The organism is Streptomyces sp. NPDC030296 (assembly GCF_055572815.1).
The window spans coordinates 257,627-273,487 of sequence record NZ_JBVICQ010000004.1 but is presented as its reverse complement, the minus strand read 5'-3'; the positions used below and the strand labels follow the sequence as shown (position 1 = coordinate 273,487).

General features: G+C 71.8%; 14 protein-coding genes. 4 read left to right on the top strand and 10 right to left on the bottom strand.

The window, feature by feature from the left end:
• Positions 1-40 precede the first annotated feature (40 nt).
• Both ACZ4Z3_RS13200 and ACZ4Z3_RS13195 read right to left on the bottom strand, forming a co-directional pair.
• Positions 41-805: a hypothetical protein gene (locus ACZ4Z3_RS13200; protein WP_468501050.1), complete on the bottom strand. Its 765-nt coding sequence runs from the start codon at positions 803-805 to the stop codon at positions 41-43.
• Between the two features lie 345 nt (positions 806-1,150).
• Positions 1,151-1,867: an ANTAR domain-containing response regulator gene (locus ACZ4Z3_RS13195; protein ID WP_468501049.1), complete on the bottom strand. Its 717-nt coding sequence runs from the start codon at positions 1,865-1,867 to the stop codon at positions 1,151-1,153.
• A gap of 149 nt (positions 1,868-2,016) precedes the next feature.
• Here ACZ4Z3_RS13195 and ACZ4Z3_RS13190 point away from each other — a divergent pair, with 149 nt between their 5' ends.
• A complete protein-coding gene (locus ACZ4Z3_RS13190) occupies positions 2,017-3,123 on the top strand; it encodes a PAS domain-containing protein (protein WP_468501048.1) in 1,107 nt (368 codons plus the stop codon).
• Positions 3,124-3,235: 112 nt separating this feature from the next.
• On the opposite strand, the gene ACZ4Z3_RS13185 is transcribed toward ACZ4Z3_RS13190, so the two are convergent.
• Complete coding sequence (locus tag ACZ4Z3_RS13185) at positions 3,236-4,042, bottom strand: RNA polymerase sigma factor SigF (protein WP_468501047.1); 807 nt, start codon at positions 4,040-4,042, stop codon at positions 3,236-3,238.
• A gap of 237 nt (positions 4,043-4,279) precedes the next feature.
• On the opposite strand from ACZ4Z3_RS13185, the gene ACZ4Z3_RS13180 reads away from it, so the two are divergent.
• Positions 4,280-6,082, top strand: a complete 1,803-nt coding sequence (locus tag ACZ4Z3_RS13180; RefSeq protein WP_468501046.1) for a thiamine pyrophosphate-requiring protein — start codon at positions 4,280-4,282, stop codon at positions 6,080-6,082.
• Between the two features lie 364 nt (positions 6,083-6,446).
• Positions 6,447-6,887 (top strand): alpha/beta hydrolase fold domain-containing protein, encoded by a 441-nt coding sequence (locus ACZ4Z3_RS13175; RefSeq protein ID WP_468501045.1) that lies wholly within the window; start codon positions 6,447-6,449, stop codon positions 6,885-6,887.
• On the opposite strand, the gene ACZ4Z3_RS13170 is transcribed toward ACZ4Z3_RS13175, so the two are convergent.
• Together ACZ4Z3_RS13170 and ACZ4Z3_RS13165 are read right to left on the bottom strand one after the other, a co-directional pair.
• On the bottom strand, positions 6,874-8,325 hold the full coding sequence (locus tag ACZ4Z3_RS13170; RefSeq protein WP_468501044.1) for a flavin-containing monooxygenase: 1,452 nt from the start codon (positions 8,323-8,325) through the stop codon (positions 6,874-6,876). The genes ACZ4Z3_RS13175 and ACZ4Z3_RS13170 overlap by 14 nt on opposite strands.
• Positions 8,322-9,266 carry a patatin-like phospholipase family protein gene (locus ACZ4Z3_RS13165; RefSeq protein ID WP_468501043.1) on the bottom strand — a complete coding sequence of 315 codons (945 nt, stop codon included), beginning with the start codon at positions 9,264-9,266 and terminating at the stop codon, positions 8,322-8,324. The genes ACZ4Z3_RS13170 and ACZ4Z3_RS13165 overlap by 4 nt, the downstream gene beginning before the upstream one ends.
• A 58-nt stretch (positions 9,267-9,324) precedes the next feature.
• Here ACZ4Z3_RS13165 and ACZ4Z3_RS13160 point away from each other — a divergent pair, with 58 nt between their 5' ends.
• Positions 9,325-9,912, top strand: coding sequence for a TetR/AcrR family transcriptional regulator (locus ACZ4Z3_RS13160; RefSeq protein ID WP_468501042.1), 588 nt, complete (start codon positions 9,325-9,327; stop codon positions 9,910-9,912).
• A 77-nt stretch (positions 9,913-9,989) separates the two neighbouring features.
• Here the strand turns inward: ACZ4Z3_RS13160 and ACZ4Z3_RS13155 are convergent, their stop codons facing one another.
• Genes ACZ4Z3_RS13155 through ACZ4Z3_RS13135 form a run of 5 tightly spaced genes read right to left on the bottom strand, consistent with a single transcriptional unit; the run spans position 9,990 to position 15,827 of the window.
• On the bottom strand, positions 9,990-10,157 hold the full coding sequence (locus ACZ4Z3_RS13155; protein ID WP_468501041.1) for a hypothetical protein: 168 nt from the start codon (positions 10,155-10,157) through the stop codon (positions 9,990-9,992).
• A complete protein-coding gene (locus tag ACZ4Z3_RS13150) occupies positions 10,154-12,121 on the bottom strand; it encodes an acetoacetate--CoA ligase (protein ID WP_468501040.1) in 1,968 nt (655 codons plus the stop codon). The genes ACZ4Z3_RS13155 and ACZ4Z3_RS13150 overlap by 4 nt, the downstream gene beginning before the upstream one ends.
• Entirely contained in the window at positions 12,118-13,701 is a 1,584-nt protein-coding gene (gene mhpA / locus ACZ4Z3_RS13145) for a bifunctional 3-(3-hydroxy-phenyl)propionate/3-hydroxycinnamic acid hydroxylase MhpA (RefSeq protein ID WP_468501039.1), read from the bottom strand. Before mhpA ends, ACZ4Z3_RS13150 begins: the two co-directional genes overlap by 4 nt.
• Positions 13,702-13,719: 18 nt before the next feature.
• A complete protein-coding gene (locus ACZ4Z3_RS13140) occupies positions 13,720-14,658 on the bottom strand; it encodes a fumarylacetoacetate hydrolase family protein (protein ID WP_468501038.1) in 939 nt (312 codons plus the stop codon).
• Positions 14,659-14,681: 23 nt separating this feature from the next.
• Positions 14,682-15,827, bottom strand: a complete 1,146-nt coding sequence (locus tag ACZ4Z3_RS13135; RefSeq protein WP_468501037.1) for a VOC family protein — start codon at positions 15,825-15,827, stop codon at positions 14,682-14,684.
• Positions 15,828-15,861 lie beyond the last annotated feature (34 nt).

Genomic DNA, 15,861 nt, shown 5'->3' with positions numbered 1-15,861 from the left:
GAGCACCGCGTCGCGTCGCGCCGGTCACAGCGGCGCGCGGTCACGGCGTCCACCGGCCCCGGCGGTGCAGCAGCCGGTGGACGGCTGCGCCGAGCGCGCCGGCGATGAGGAGGCCGCCGGCGACCATGGCCGGGACGGAGTCGGTGAAGGCACCGCCGCTGCCCGCTTGCACGCCGCGCTGGACCGGCGCGGGGCGGTGGGTGTCGTGGTGGGTGGGCCGGTGGTTCGGCTGGTCGGTGGGGTGATGCGTCGGCTGGTCCGTGGGCCAGTGGTTCGGCTGGTCGGTGGGGTGATGCGTCGGCTGGTCCGTGGGCCAGTGGTTCGGCTGGTCGGTGGGGTGATGCGTCGGCTGGTCCGTGGGGTGATGCGTGGGCTGGTGGCCGTCGAGGTCGTCGGTGAAGGCGGCGCTCCACTGTTTCTGCTCGGCGCCGGGCGGGGCCGGGCAGACGCCGTCGACGCCCCACTCGGTGGAGCCGCCCGCCGCGTCCGGGCCGGTCTCGACGTCGGCGGGCGGGGCGATACGGGCGGTGCCCTGGTAGGAGGGGCCACCCGCCGGGTCGTCGTTGCCGGGGACCCGTTGCAGTGTGACGGTGCCCTGCTCGAACGCCTGTGAGCTGGCGTCGATGCTCTCGGGGGCCGGACCGCCGGCCGGGTCGCAGGAGACGGAGATCGTGACGGTCTCGCCCGGCGCGGCCTCGTGCGGGGCGACCTCGGCCGCCGGATCCGCGTACGCGACGGGGGCCGCGACGCCGAGCACGGCACCGGCCAGGACGGCGGCGGACAGGACACGGGATCTGCGGCGCATGGGCGGGGCTCCTCAGCCGACTTCGACTCGGGACACGCCCACCGCGCCCCGCCCTCCCCATCAGACCCCCCACCCCGGCCCCCCGCCCGCCACCGAGCCCCATTAGCGGGACCGCCCCCGCCGATCGGGTGACGGCACGTTTGAGACGACGGTGGGGTGAGTGAGGGGCGGGGGTGCGAAGCGAAGGACAAGCGGGGGTCGAAGGGCGGGCCGCGGGCCCGCTCCTTCAGGGGCGCGGGGAACCGCGCGACAAGCCACAACGCACCCGCACCCGCACCCGCACCCGCACCCGCACCCGCCGACGAACCCGCACCCCCGAGCTCCAAGGCGCCCTCGCCCTCCGCCTCACCCGGAAAGGGACACCAACTCCCGCTCCAACCCCCTCCCCCGCTTCTCCACCACCGCCGAAGCCACCTCCGCCAACTTACGGTTCGTGCTCTGCGAGATACGCCGCAGCACAGTGAACGCGTCCTCCGCATCGCAGCCGAGGACATGCATCACGATCCCGCACGCCTGATCGACGACCGGCCGCGTCCGCAGCGCCGCACCGAGCTGGTCGAGCTCCGTGAGCGCCGCCCGGTACGACCGGTCACGGACGATGCACGTCGCCGCGAGATCCCCGAACGCGTGGGCGGGCCCGTGCGGCACGTCCCCCAACGCGCCGGCGCGGAAGCTGTAGAGACTGAGCGAGAGGGTCAGGCCCGCCCGCCGGAACGGCAGGGTGACACTGGACCGTATGCCCGCGTCGAGGGCGACGGCCCGATAGTCCGGCCACCGTTCGTCGCTCAGGAGATCCGCCGCGTCGACCGGCTCCCCGCGCTCCAACGCCGTCGGGATCGGCCCCTCGCCCGACCGGAGTTGGACCGCGACCAGCCCGGCGAGGTCGGGGTGGGTGACGGCCGTGGGCCGCTCCGCACCGTCGTCGAGGACCATGCTGCTCGCCCCGCAGCAGTCGCTGGTGCAGCGGGCGGCGTGTTCGACGAGCTGGGAGAGCCTCCTCGCCGGAAGGGCGGACTCGGGCGATTCCCCGTGCGGGAGGCCGACATGTTCGGGTTCCGGCATGCTGTGCGCCTCCTCTCGTGGGTCGCGTTCCCGTTCGCCCGCGCGGAAAACGGACGCGGCGGGCCCTGCGCGCGGAGGTGGCGGAGGACCGACGTCGTGCCGTGTGCCAGGCCATCCCGTGAACGCCTCTCACGCGTTACGTTCGTCGCATGGCTCAGACGGACGAATTCGGCGAGGAGCTGGCGGACTTCGTACGCCGCGTCGCGGAGCTGAAGACGGCCAGGTCGGTGCCGGCCGACGACCTGCCGACGGTGCTGGACGCGGCGATCTTCGAACTCGACCACGTGGCGGACCAGTTGTGGCCGCGGTACGAGCGGCTCACGGCGCGACCGCCCGGTGGGACCTCGTCGGCCGCGCGGGAACACCGGTTGGTGAAGGCCGTCTTCCAACTGCTGCCGCTGCCCGTGGCCCTACTGGACCGGGAGACGGTGGTGCGCCGCCTCAACCAGTCGGCGAGCGCGTTCACCGGCGTGCGCGCGGGTTACGCGACCGGCCGCCCGCTCACCGGGTTCCTGGCGCACGCCGACCGAAGCGCGTTCCGGGGTCAGGTGGCGGCGGTGGCGCGCGGCGAGGGCGACCGCAGTCTCACCGTGCACCTCCAGCAGCGCCCCTCCGTGCCGGTCCGGGCTACGTTGACGGCGCTGCGCCCCAGTGGTGAGCCCCGTACCACCGTGCTGGCCGTCCTCCAGCCGGCGGGGCACCGGATGCCGACCCTCGAGAGCTCCGCCCGTCCCCTGCCCGACCTCGCGGAGACGACCCGCCACGCGGCGCTCATGGATCTGCTGGACGCCATGACGACGGCTCTGCTCACCGCGCCCGCCGCCGAGGCCCTCGACCGTGCGGCCCGGGTGCTGCACGGCAACTTCGCCGACTGGGTCGTGGCCGACACGGCGTCCCCCCGGCTGACCCGTACGACTGTGCTGGCCCCTTCCGGCAAGGAGGCGGGTCTCCTCGCGGACCAGGACCCGGCCACCTGCCCCTTGGTCGTGTCCGCCGCCCGAGGCGGCTCCACCGCCCTCCAGGTCCGCCCGCCGGACCCCGACGCCTTCGGCCACGACGCCACGGGCGCCCCCGTCCTCGTCCGGGCCGACGTCACCTCACTCCTGTCGGTCCCCCTGACCGCCCCCGACGGCACGGTCAGGGGCGTCCTCACCCTCTTCCGCTCGGGCGCCCGGCTGGCCTTCTCGATGGCGGAGGCCCGGGCGACGGACACGATGTCCCGCCACATCGCCCTCGCGATGGACGCCCACAGGTGACCGAGGGGAGTCTTCGCGGAAAGCGTCAGCCCTCAGTGGGGTACGACCGGCCGGCCGAACCCCGCAGGGGCCGGCCGGCCGGTCGTGTCGGTGCTTGCGTGGACGGCGGAGGTCAGTCGGAGGGGCCACCGGCGTCCTGCATCACCTGATCGCGCAGTCGGTCACAGCACCGGCTGATCAGCCGGGAGACGTGCATCTGCGAAATGCCCAGCTGCTCCGCGATCCGGCTCTGCGTCATGTCCCCGAAGAACCGCATGTAGAGGATCGCCCGCTCCCGCTCCGGCAGCGCGGCGAGCCGCGGCTTGACCGCCTCGCGGTCGATGACGGTGTCGAGCGCGGGGTCGGGCGCGCCGAGCGCGTCGCTGAGCGAGTAGCCGTCCTCGCTCCCCGGCAGTTCGGCGTCCAGGGAAAGCGCCGTGAAGCTCTCCAGGGCCTCCAGCCCGACCTGGACGTCTTCCTCGCTCATGTTGGCGTGTGCGGCGATCTCGGCCACGGTGGGCCGGCGGCCCGAGATCGTCTGGGACAGGTCCTGGGTGGCGAACCGGACCCGGTTGCGCAGGTCCTGGACCCGGCGCGGCACGTGCAGGGTCCACATGTGGTCCCGGAAGTGCCTCTTGATCTCACCGGTGACGGTGGGTACCGCATAGCTCTCGAAGGCGTTGCCGCGCTCGGGGTCGTAGCGGTCGACGGCCTTGACCAGGCCGAGGGCCGCGACCTGGCGCAGGTCCTCGTAGCTCTCGCCGCGGCTGCGGAACCGCCCGGCGAGCCGTTCGGCCATGGGCAGCCACGCCTCGACGATCTGTGCCCGGAGAGTGTCCCGCTCCGGGCCGGGGGGTAGTGTCGCCAGCTTCCGGAACGCCTCGGCGGTGTCGGGGGCGTCGTCGTGCGGGTGGTGCTTCGCGCTTGCCTGAGTACGCATGGTGCGTCGCAACTCCCTAGATGTGCTCTGGGGGGGGCGGTCACCGTGGGGGGCGCGGACGTGCACATATGGGGCACACCCGTGATGGATGGATGGATCGCCGATCCCACGGACGTGCCTCCTGTCCGAAGCACTGAGGTGCGCCTGCCCCGCTTCATGCGCGGCAAACACACGCAGGTTTTTCTCCTCCCCACCGGGTGACTCGGGCCTGAGGAAAAACACCCTGGGAGGTCCAGTATGGGCACGTATGTCGCCGACCACATCCTGCGCAGGCTGCGCGCATGGGGAGTCGAACATGTCTTCGGCTATCCCGGTGACGGCATCAACGGGCTGCTCGCCGCCTGGGGCCGGGCGGAGGACCGGCCGCGGTTCATCCAGTCACGGCACGAGGAGATGTCGGCGTTCCAGGCGGTCGGCTACGCCAAGTTCTCGGGCCGTATCGGGGTGTGCGCGGCGACGTCGGGGCCCGGCGCGATCCACCTTCTGAACGGTCTGTACGACGCCAAGCTGGACCACGTGCCGGTGCTCGCGATCGTCGGCCAGACGCATCGCAGCGCGATGGGCGGCTCATACCAGCAGGAGGTGGACCTGCACACCCTGTTCAAGGACGTGGCCTCGGACTTCGTCGAGACGGTGACCGTGCCCGAGCAGCTACCGAACGTCCTGGACCGGGCGATCCGCACCGCCTACGCCCGCCGGGCGCCCACCGCGATCATCGTCCCCGGCGATGTGCAGGAACTGGACTACTCGCCGCCCACCCACGACTTCAAGATGGTCCCCTCCAGCCTGGGCGGCGGTTCCTGGACGACGGTCCCCTCTCAGGAGTCGCTGGAGCGGGCGGCGGAGATCCTGAACGCCGGCGACAAGGTCGCCGTCCTGGTCGGTCAGGGAGCCGCCGGGGCACGCGCCGAGGTCCAGCGGATGGCCGAGCTGCTGGGCGCGGGGGTCGCGAAGGCCCTGCTCGGCAAGGACGCGCTGAGCGACGAGCTGCCGTACGTCACGGGTTCGATCGGACTGCTGGGCACGCGCCCCTCGTACGAGCTGATGCGCGACTGCGACACGCTGCTGACCATCGGCTCGTCCTTCCCGTACTCGCAGTATCTGCCCGAGTACGGCAAGGCGCGGGCGGTCCAGATCGACATCGACCCGCACATGGTCGGGATGCGCTACCCGTACGAGGTGAACCTGGTCGGCGACGCGAGGGCGACGCTGGAGCGGCTGATCCCGATGATCGACCCTCAGCGGGGCCGGGAGTGGTTCGACGAGGTGTGCGCGGGTGTGGCGCGCTGGCGTGAGGTGATGACGCGGCGCGCGGAGCTGTCGGCCGATCCGATCAACCCGGAGTACGTGGCCCACGCCCTCGATCCGCTGCTGCCGGACAACGCGATCATCTCCTCGGACTCCGGTTCGGTGGCGAACTGGTACGCCCGCCATCTGACCCTGCGGGACGGCATGCGGTCGTCGCTGTCGGGCACGCTGGCCACGATGGGCTGCGGGGTGCCGTACGCGATCGGCGCGAAGTTCGCCCATCCGGACCGTCCGGCGATCGCCCTGGTCGGGGACGGCGCGATGCAGATGAACGGTCTGGCGGAGCTGATCACGGCGGCCAAGTACAAGGACGGCTGGGAGGATCCCCGGCTGGTGGTGGGCGTCTGGAACAACCGTGATCTGAACCAGGTGACGTGGGAGCTGCGGGCGATGGGCGGCGAGCCGTCCTTCCTGCCGTCGCAGGAGCTGCCGGACGTCCAGTACGCCGCGTTCGCCCGCTCCCTGGGGCTGACCGGCATCCGGGTCGAGAAGCCGGAGGACGTCGAGGCGGGCTGGCGGGCGGCCCTGGAGGCGGACGGCCCCGCCGTCGTCGAGTTCCTCACGGACCCGGCGGTGCCGCCGATCCCGCCGCACGCCACCTGGGAGCAGATGGAGGCCACGGCCGCCTCGATCCTCAAGGGCGACGCCGACCGGGGTTCCATGATCAAGCAGGGTTTCAAGGCGAAGGTGCAGGAGTTCCTGCCGAGCACGAAGCCGAAGAGCAAGAAGTGATGTCGAACGGCACTGAAGAGTTCCGTAGCGCACGAAACAGTTCAATGGCCAGTTCAGTAGCACGGTGAACGGTTCAGTGCCCTGCCTGGCGTCGTGGTGCGGCGGAAAGTCCCGACGTCACGCCATGTGCCCGAGTCAGACGTCCTGGTGGCTGCTCGGCGAGGTGCTGGGCGTCGAGCCTCTTTCGGAGCGACCGCCCATCCCCGCGGTCGCTCCGCAGGGGTGAGCCGGGCGGCGCCGAAGCCGTCAGCCTCCATCCGACTGCGCGCCTCGTCCCTGTGCACGGTGGCCGCTCCGCCGGCACCCTACGACGCGCCGGTGACCAGCGCGGTCTTCGCGACCGTCACGTCAGTTGTTCGCGGGAATGCCCCCTTGTCATCCTCTACCCTGCCCGGGGGCGGCCGGGTCGGATCCGCTGCCGGGGGGCGCTCCCTGGGCGCTCAAGTGGCGCTGGCCGCAGGCGCGCGTGCTGCTTCCCGCATACCGTCTCGCGCCCGAGAACCCCTTCCCCGCCCGTCTGGACGACTGCCTGGCGGCCTGCGACCTGGCCGCCGAGACGGCTCCGAGGATCGTGGTGGCCGGGAAGTCGGCGGACTTTCGCCTCCCGATCAAGATCCGGGCACCACCCCAGGCGAAACGCGCAGGTCAGGACTCCTGCTGGGCGAAGGGCAGCAGGGGTGACCCGCGGGGGGACGGCGCGGAACACGCCGACGAGGATCAGTGGCCGCAGCCACACCGCAGCGCGGGCCCCCGCCCCTCCGGACGCTGTTGGCACGATGAGTTCCCTCGGCTCAGGAAGCGGTGAAGTCCTGCGGCTCGAAGCGACCGACCTCGGCGCGAAGCCGGTCGGTGGACCAAGGCCAGCTGAAGCTGTTGCGGCCGTTGGCGTCGAGGTAGTAGCTCCTGCACCCACCGGCGTTGTAGACGGTGCCGGCCAGCGCGGTCTGCAGCCGGGCGTTGTACGCGGCCTGCACGTCGCCGCGTACCTCCAGCACCGCCCAACTCTCCTCCCGTGCGGCGTTGATGGCGCCCAGGACAAGGTCGAGCTGTGCCTCCAGAATGGCGAACGCCGACGAGTGCCCGGTGCCCAGGCCGGGTCCGAGGAGCAGGAACGCGTTGGGGAATCCAGCGACGACGGTGCCGAGGTACGCCTCGGGGGAGCCTTGCCAGCGGTCGGCGAGCGAGTGGCCGGCTCCGTCTCGGACGAGGCCCGCGAGCGGCGTGTCGAGGATGTGGAAGCCGGTGCCGAGGATGATCGCGTCCACCTCGGCGGCGCTGCCGTCGGCGCCGTGCACGGTGTTGCCTTCGACGGCGTGCACCGCGGCGGCGTGCACGTCGACATTCGGTCGCCTCAGCGCGGGGTAGTAGTGGTTGGAGAACAGGATGCGCTTGCAGCCGATGGTGTAGTCGGGGGTCAGCTTGCGGCGCAGTTCGGCGTCGCGGACCGTGGCCCGCAGGTGGGCCCGTGCGACGGCCTGGACGCCACGCATCAGCCCGGGGCGCCGGAATCCACGTCCGAGCGTCTCCATGGCCCGGTACTCCAGCCCTGCCACCGCGGCTCGCGCGCCCGGCAGGTGGCGCATCGCCCACCGTTCGGCCTTCGGTATGTGATGGTCCAGCTTGGGCAGCACCCACTGGGCGGTGCGCTGGAACACATGCAAGCGGGCGACGTCGGGGGCGATCGCCGGGACGAACTGCACGGCCGAGGCGCCGGTGCCGAACACCGCGACGCGCTTGCCGCGCAGGTCGTAGTCGTGGTTCCAGCGCGCGGAGTGGAACACCTCGCCGGGGAAACCGTCGAGGCCGGGGACGTCCGGGACGAGAGGCTCGTTCCACGGACCGGCGCCGGCGATCAGGAACCGGGCTGTGAACTCACCGGCGTCGGTACTGACGAGCCAGCGGGCCTGGCCGGGCTGCCATCGCGCTTGGGTCATACGCACCCCGAACCGGGTGTGTTCGCGCAGCCGGTACGTGTCGGCGACCCGCCTCACGTACGTGAGGATCTCCGGCTGGTGCGCGTACACCCGCGTCCAGTCCGGGTTCGGAGCGAAGGAGTAGCTGTAGAGGCGGGACGGTACGTCGCACTGGCAGCCCGGATAGGTGTTCGCCCGCCATGTGCCGCCGAAGTCGTCGGCCGCCTCGATGATCAGGAAGTCCCGGATACCGGCGCTGCGGAGCCTGGCCCCGGCCCCAACCCCCGAGATGCCGGCGCCGACGACGATGACCTCGACGTGTGTGCTCATGCCGCGATGCTCCTGTCGATGGCTCGCTTGACGCGGTCGGGTGCGGTGCGCAGGGAGACGTCGAGCGTGGCCGCACGCCGCCGTGGGTCCATGAAGTTGGCCCCCATCACGGCCAGTTCCTCCACCCCGGGCTCGATCCGGACGACGCGGCATCCCGCCGCACGCAAGAGGCGTTCTTCGGCGTCGACGGTCCGGGTCATCCAGCGGCGCAGGAGCCGTTCGAGACGGCTCAGGCCGGTGGCGGGCGCGCCCCCGGAGGTCGACATGGGAGCGACGATCACCACCTCGTCCAGCCCTAGGGGTACGAGGAGGTCCGCCGAGGTCGGGGACACGGCGCCGCCGTCGAGGTAGGTCCGCCCGTCGATCCGCACCGGCGGGAACCAGCCCGGGATCGCCCAGGACGCGGCGATCGCGCTGCCCAGGTCCGTGGCCGGAGCTCCCGGCGCGCCGAACGCGACCCGCCGGCCCGAGCGCGCGTCGGCCGCAACCAGCCAGGTGTGCGTGGAATCCGGCCACGGGCGGCCCTCCGCCAGCGCGGCACCGAATCGGTGCAGCCAACGCGCATCACCTCGGCCGCGCGGCAGCAGCCCCACCAACCCCGACCCCGGCGAGACCCGGCCGCGTACGGCAGCGGTCACCAGCCCCGACCCCGGCAGTCCGGGCCACGGGACGGGAGGCAGTGCACCCGGGTGGGCGTGGACGTGTCCGAGTAGCACCGGGTCCGCGCCAGTCTCTCCCCGTACCGCCGCGAGCAGGTCGGACACGGACCGCCCGGAGCCGAGAACGGACACGACTTCTGCCCCGGCGGACGTCCCCACCGACACCTCGGCGGTCCGCACGTCCCAGTCCAGCTCCGCTTCCACCGCGGTGAGCGCGGCGACCGTCCAGGCGAAGCCGAGCGTGCCGCCGCACCCGACCACCAGTGCACGCCGTGGAACCACAGATCCCCCTGGAATTCAGATATCAATGGAATCCGGAAGCTAGCGGTATTCTGCAGGCGTGGCAAGACTGACCCGGGCCGAGAGCCAGGCCCGCACCCGCGAACACGTCCTCGACACCGCGCACGACCTCTTCCTGCACGATGGCTTCACGAAGACGTCCATCGAGCGGGTCGCGGAGGCCGCCGGCTACTCGAAGGGCGCGGTGTACTCCAACTTCGCGACCAAGAACGATCTTTGCCTGGCCGTCCTGGACCGCATTGCCCTGCGGCAAGTGGCGTACATCGCCGCCGAGATGGGAGACGCGCCCCGCCTGGAGGACAGGCTCGCGGGTTTCGCCCGGTGGGCCGAGCAGCACATAGGCGACAGCTCGTGGACCGCGCTGGAAGTCGAGTTCGCCACCGCCAACCGCCGCGACGCACACGTCTGCGAACAGCTCGCCCACCGACGGCGTGCCGTCACCGAGGCCCTCGCGGACCTCATCCGGGCTCAGATGCAGGAACTGGGCGTCACGCCCCACATGCCCGCGGACACCGCCGCCTTCGTCCTTCTCAGTCTCGGGATCGGCATCGGCGTCCAGCGCGCGTTCGACCCCACCGTCCCCGTACAGCCGCTCGTGGACCTGCTCCGTCAGGTCATGACCGACTGACTCCGCCCCGGATCACGGCAGGCACCCGGGCTCGCGCCGGGTGGCTGATGCGAGCGTCCGCCGAGACAGCTTGCAGTTCAGGGGGTGGTCTGGCGGTTCCGGTCCAGCGCCCAGTGGCCGCGGTAGTGGCCCGGTGTCATGCCGAGGTGGGCCGCCGCCCGGCGCATGAACGGCACCGCGGCGATCTTCGCCAGGCCCAGGGGGAGGAAGACCAGGGACAGGGCGATGGCGAGCACTGTTCTCATGCGGTGGTCCTGTTCTTGCGGCGCTCCTCGCCCAAGTCGGCGTAGTAGGCGATGAGGTCGGGGGCGTCCAGGGCGGCCGGATTCACGACCTGCTCCACAGGGGCGCCCTGGAGCAGGCGCTTGACCGGGACCTCCAGTTTCTTGCCGGTGCGGGTGTGCGGGATGCCCGGCACTTCGAGGATCTCGTCCGGGACGTGGCGGGGGGAGGCCCCGGTGCGGATGGCCTCCTTGATCCTCTCGCGCAGGGCGTCGTCGAGCGTCACCCCTGCCGCGGGGACCACGAACAGCGGCATCCAGTAGCCGCCGTCGGGTTCCTCCGCGCCGATGATCAGGGCCTCGGTGATCTCGGGGAGGCGTTCGACGACGTCGTGGATGTCGGCGCTGCCGAGCCGGACGCCGTTGCGGTTGAGCGTGCTGTCGGAACGGCCGTGGACGATCACCGAGCCATGACCCGTGACGGTGATCCAGTCACCGTGCCGCCAGACGCCCGGGTAGGAGGAGAAGTAGGCATCGCGGTAACGGGCGCCGTCGGGGTCGTTCCAGAAGGACAGCGGCATCGACGGCATGGGGCGGGTGACGACCAGCTCGCCGACCTGGTCCACGACCGGCGAGCCCTCGGCGTCGTACGCGGCCAGCGCCACACCCAGGTGGGGTGCGGACAGCTCCCCGGCCCAGACAGGAGTGTTGGGAGCGCTGCCCGCGAAGCCCGACACCACGTCCGTGCCGCCGCTGATGGAGGCCAGGAGCACCCGCTCCCCCACATGGTCGCGGACCCACGGGTAGGCGGACGCCGGCAGGGCGGACCCCGTGCAGCCGACCACGCGGACCGACGACAGGTCATGGCCGGACGGGTCGATGCCGAACTTGGCCATACCCAGCAGGTATTGGGGGCTGGTACCGAAGACGGTGATCCGGTGGCGGGCGGCCAGTTCCCAGAGGACGTCGAGCTTGGCGAAGGGCGCCGGACTGCCGTCGTACGTGCACGTGGTCGCGCCGGTCAGCAGGGTCGAGGCGACCAGGTTCCACATCATCCAGTGGGTGGTCGTGTACCACAGGAGCCGGTCGCCGGGGCCGAGGTCCGAGTGCAGGCCGAGGGTTTTGAGGTGCTCCAGCAGGACGCCGCCGTGGCCGTGCACGATGCCCTTGGGCAGGCCGGTGGTGCCGGAGGAGAAGACGACCCACAGGGGGTGGTCGAACGGCACGGGTGTGCAGGTGAGTTCCTCGGTGCGGGTGGCGGCGTCCTCCCACGGGGTGACCAGGGACGGGTACGTCCGCGATGGCCAGGGCAGGCCCACGTGGTCCACCAGCAGGGTGGCCTTCAGCGTCGGCAGGGCATGGGCGAGGTCGAGGGTGGCGTCGCGGCGGTCGTGGGTGGTGCCGTTGAAGAGGTAGCCGTCGGCGGCGATCAGCACGGTGGGTTCGAGCTGGGCGAACCGGTCGGCGACGGCCTGCGGGGCGTAGTCCTGTCCGCACACCGACCAGACGGCGCCCAGGCTCGCGGCGGCGAGGAACGCGACGATCGCGTGCGGGGTGTTGGGCAGATAGCCCACGACCCGGTCGCCCTTGCCGACGCCCAGGTCGCGCAGGGTGGCGGCGACGGAGGCGACCAGCGCGCGCAGCCGCTCCCCCGTGACCTCGTACCCGGTGCCGGTCTCGTCGAGGGCGAGGATCGCCACGCCCTCGTCGGCCAGGTTACGCAGGGCGTGATGGGCGTAGTTGAGGGTGGCCCCGGGGAACCAGCGGGCGCCCGGCATCCTCTCCTCGGCCAGCACCTGCTCGTAGGGGGTGTCGGCGTCGATGTCGAAGTACTCCCACACCGCGCCCCAGAAGCCCTCCAGGTCGGTGACCGACCACTGGTGCAGGGCGGCGTAGTCGTCCGGGTCGATGCCCTGACGCCGGGCGAACTCCGCGATGCGACTGGCGGCCGCCGTCCGCGGATCGGAGGTGAAGAAGGGCGTGCTCATCGCGTCGTGCTCCTCAACAGGCTTTTGGGCGGCGTCCGTTCGGAAGGGACAGGGCTTCGTGTGGTGTGCAGCAGGGCCGCCCAGTCGACGGTCGAGGTGAAGTCGCGTGCACCGGCCGGGACGACGTCCATGACGACGCGGTCGGGGCGGAGCAGTACGGCGTCCGCGCGTCCGGCGCGCAGCCAGGCGGCGAGGGTGCCGTCGTCGCCGAGGTCCGTCACGGAGAGCGCGCGTATGTCGAGGCTGTGGGCGAGCGCGGTCAGTGAGGGGCCAGGCTCGGTGGTCGTCAGGAGGGTGAAGAAGTCGCCGAGCAGCTCGTCGAGACGGGTACGCCGTCCGCCGGCGCTCGTCCACGGTTGCGGGCAGTGCGTGCCTGCCAGGCCCCGGCGGACTTTGCGCCGCACCAGGGGGCCGGCGGTCAGGGGCGGGCTGAGGTCGCGGCCGGCCAGCTCGGTCAGGCCGGGTATGCGGCAGGCCGCGGCCAGGAGCCTGCGGCGAATCGCGGCGGCGCCGTCCTGGCCGCCGGTCATGGCCCAGCCCATGGCGACCGCGAGGCGGACCACATGCCGTGCGTGCGGCTTGCGTTCGCTCTCGTAGGTGTCCAGCAGCCGCTCGTTCCCGCCCTGCTGGAGGACGCGGGCGAGTTTCCAGGTGAGGTTGTAGGCGTCGCGCAGCCCCGAGCACAGCCCCTGCCCGACGAACGGCGGGGTGAGGTGGGCGGCATCGCCGAGCAGGAAGACCCGCCCGCTGCGCCAGCGGTCGGCGACGCGCGCCCGGAAGGTGTACTGCGTCTCGCGGACGACCTCGAAGTCCCCGTCGTACGAGGGTGGCAGCCACGGGGCGACCAACTCACGGACCGGCTGCTCCGCTCCCTCGCGCAGCCGGAACTCCCAGCGGTAGCGGTCCTCGCCCACCCGCATGAAGGTGGCCGGCCGATCCGGGTCGCAGACCTGGTCGACGCCCTCCCAGCAGCGCACGTCGGCCGTCGTGCGGGCGTCGATGACGGTCCAGCGTTCCTCGAAGCGCAGGTCCTCCCACGCGGCGCCGATGGCCTCGCGGGTGAGGCTGTTCGCGCCGTCGCAGCCGAGCACCGCGTCGGCCCACACCTCGTGCTCGCCGTCGTCGTCGCGGTAGGTGACCCGTACGGGGCCGGTGGAGTCCGGGCCGATGCCCGTGACCTCCACTCCGCCCCGGAGCTCGCACTCGGGGCGCCGGGCCAGGGCGTCGCGCAGCACGCGTTCCAGCTCGGGCTGGTCGAACATGCTGGTCTGCGGGTAGCCGTGCGGGCCGTGCCCGGTGCGGCGGAACTCGGCCATCGTCCGGTGCCGGGCGTCCAGCAGCCGCAGCCCCTTCGCCGGGCGGGCGATCGCGGTGAACTCCTCCCCCACGCCCGCGGCCTGGAGGATGCGGCACACCTCGTCGTCGGTGGCGACGGCACGCGGGAGCGGATAGACGTCCTGGTGGCGTTCGAGGACGAGACTGCGGATTCCGCGCCGGGCCAGGAGGAGGGCGGCGGTCACGCCCACCGGCCCGGCGCCGACGATCACGACGGGCACACGTGCGGATTGATCGACGGTCATGTGCGGCTCACCTCGGGTTCAGTTCGCGTCCGTGACGGGCGTGCGCTGCTCGCCGAGGTCGATCCGGCCGTCCGGGGTCGCGATCGTCGCCGTGATGACATCACCCGCGTGCAGGTAGTGCGGGTTCTTCGCCTGGCTCTTGAAGAACGCCTTCCACTTCACCGCGGGCGGCAGCAGCGCGCCGATCTTCTCCACCGGCTTCGGCGGGGCCTTCAGCGCCGTGCCCCCGGGGGTGCCGGTGAGCAGCAGGTCGCCGGCGTCCAGGGTCTGGAAGCGGGCCAGCAGGGTCAGTGCCTGCGCCGGGCGGACGATCATGTCGGCCAGGGTGCGGTCCTGGCGCAGCTCGCCGTTGACGCTCAGCTTCAGCCGCAGGTCCAGGAGATGAGCGAAGTCCTCCGGCTCCAGCAACGACAGGTACGGACCGGTCGGCGTGAAGGTGGGGTACGACTTGCTCTCGTAGAACTGCGTCTTGGTCAGCTGGACGTCACGGGCGCTGACGTCATTGGTGACGACGAGCCCGGCGACGTACGAGGGCAGGTCCCGCTCCCCGACGACCGTGCCGACGGGCAGGGACGCACCCATGACGAGGCCCAACTCGATTTCGTAGTCGAGGAACTTCACGTGCGGGGGGCGTACGACAGCCTCGCCGGGACCACTGACAGAGCCGGACGCCTTGCGGAAGAAGGCGGGCGGGATGTCGCCGGTGAAGCCCGAATCACGGGCGTGGCTGCGGTAGTTGACCATCTGGGCCACCACCCGGCAGGGCGTGGTGACCGGCGAGAGCGCGACCATGCCGGCCACGGGCGTGCCCGGTTCGCCGGAGGCGGCGGCCTCACGGACGGCCGGCCGGTCGGCCAGCAGCTCGGCGGTGGTCACGGCCTTGGTCTCGACCGGGACGGCCCGGTCGCCTCGGACGACCCACCAGCCGTCGGTGGTGCGCAGGACATTGGTGCTCATGACGTGGCTCTCTGTGAAGGGGGTCAGGAGTTGGCGGCCTTGAGCAGGCCGAAGAGTCGTGCTGGGTCCATCTCGTTGTCGCCGCGCAGGGCCTCGATGACGTCGCGGACGCGCTGTGGGGAGGGGCTCGCGCCGAGGAAGTCCCGGGTGGCCGGCGGCCCCCACTGGGCGAGGCCGCTGGTGGACATCGGGGCCCAGCCGGGTTCGACGTCGCAGGAGAACAGGTCGCCGTCGGCGAAGTGCTCCAGCATGAAGCGGTCCGGGTCGCGCCAGTAGTCGAACAGCTGGCTGCCCTGGATGTGCCGTCCGATGCCCCAACTGCGCTTGTAGCCCCGTTCCTTGAGGTACTCGCCCCCAGCGGCGATGGAGTCGAGGTCGGTGACCTGGTACGCGGAGTGGACGTACCCCGTGCCCGGGCCCAGGTGCATGGCCAGGGTGTGGTGGTCGGCGGGCAGGCTGCCCAGGTCGCAGCGGATGAACGCCATCGTCGGGCCGCGGTCGCGCTGGCCGTCCAGGAACAGGAAGTCGGACACGATCATGCCGAGGATGTCCAGGTACCAGTCCAGAGCCCGGCCGAACACGCGGGTCTCCAGGACCACATGACCGAGACGCTGGATGCGGGACGGTTCGCGCGGCGGCCGCTGCGTGGCGTTCGTACGACGGTGATCCGTGCCGAAGTTGAGGAGCAGCGGCTGCTGTTCCGGCAGCGCGGGGAGTTGTTCGCCGCAGTGCACGACCCGCACGGGGAAGCCCGAGGGGTCGAGCAGGTCGACCACCTTGCCGCCGCCCGGCACGTCCGCGTCCCGCACGTCCCTGCCCGTGGCGCGAGCCAGCCGGTCCAGGTCGGCGCGCCCGGCGGCGCGGAAGGCGGGGCCGATGAAGCGGGAGGTGCGCCCCTTGCGGATCACCATGCAGGGTGAGCCGGCGAAGGTGCCGCGCAGCCACAGCTCCCGCTCGGTGCGGGCGGCGACGCCGAACCCGAAGTCCCGGGCGAAGACCTCGGCGCGGTCCAGGTCGGGCTTCTCGAACTCCAGCCAGGCCAGGTCCGCCACCTTGATCACCGGGTTCCGGGAGCGGCCGGGGTGCTCGCCGCGCAGGGCTCCCTGCTCGCTGTGGAGGTCCTGGTGGGCCGTGATGACGTCGGCCCCGTTGACGCGAGTTTCAGACATGGTGCCCTCCGAGCAACATCGCCGTAATGATGAA

What these genes read in the sequence shown, in the direction of transcription:
- ACZ4Z3_RS13155 (WP_468501041.1), bottom strand. Translation starts at nt 10,157, where the DNA reads ATGAGAACAGTGCTCGCCATCGCCCTGTCCCTGGTCTTCCTCCCCCTG.
- ACZ4Z3_RS13140 (WP_468501038.1), bottom strand. Translation starts at nt 14,658, where the DNA reads ATGAGCACCAATGTCCTGCGCACCACCGACGGCTGGTGGGTCGTCCGA.
- ACZ4Z3_RS13180 (WP_468501046.1), top strand. Translation starts at nt 4,280, where the DNA reads ATGGGCACGTATGTCGCCGACCACATCCTGCGCAGGCTGCGCGCATGG.
- ACZ4Z3_RS13150 (WP_468501040.1), bottom strand. Translation starts at nt 12,121, where the DNA reads ATGAGCACGCCCTTCTTCACCTCCGATCCGCGGACGGCGGCCGCCAGT.
- ACZ4Z3_RS13175 (WP_468501045.1), top strand. Translation starts at nt 6,447, where the DNA reads ATGCCCCCTTGTCATCCTCTACCCTGCCCGGGGGCGGCCGGGTCGGAT.
- mhpA (WP_468501039.1), bottom strand. Translation starts at nt 13,701, where the DNA reads ATGACCGTCGATCAATCCGCACGTGTGCCCGTCGTGATCGTCGGCGCC.
- ACZ4Z3_RS13190 (WP_468501048.1), top strand. Translation starts at nt 2,017, where the DNA reads ATGGCTCAGACGGACGAATTCGGCGAGGAGCTGGCGGACTTCGTACGC.
- ACZ4Z3_RS13200 (WP_468501050.1), bottom strand. Translation starts at nt 805, where the DNA reads ATGCGCCGCAGATCCCGTGTCCTGTCCGCCGCCGTCCTGGCCGGTGCC.
- ACZ4Z3_RS13195 (WP_468501049.1), bottom strand. Translation starts at nt 1,867, where the DNA reads ATGCCGGAACCCGAACATGTCGGCCTCCCGCACGGGGAATCGCCCGAG.
- ACZ4Z3_RS13185 (WP_468501047.1), bottom strand. Translation starts at nt 4,042, where the DNA reads ATGCGTACTCAGGCAAGCGCGAAGCACCACCCGCACGACGACGCCCCC.
- ACZ4Z3_RS13135 (WP_468501037.1), bottom strand. Translation starts at nt 15,827, where the DNA reads ATGTCTGAAACTCGCGTCAACGGGGCCGACGTCATCACGGCCCACCAG.
- ACZ4Z3_RS13170 (WP_468501044.1), bottom strand. Translation starts at nt 8,325, where the DNA reads ATGAGCACACACGTCGAGGTCATCGTCGTCGGCGCCGGCATCTCGGGG.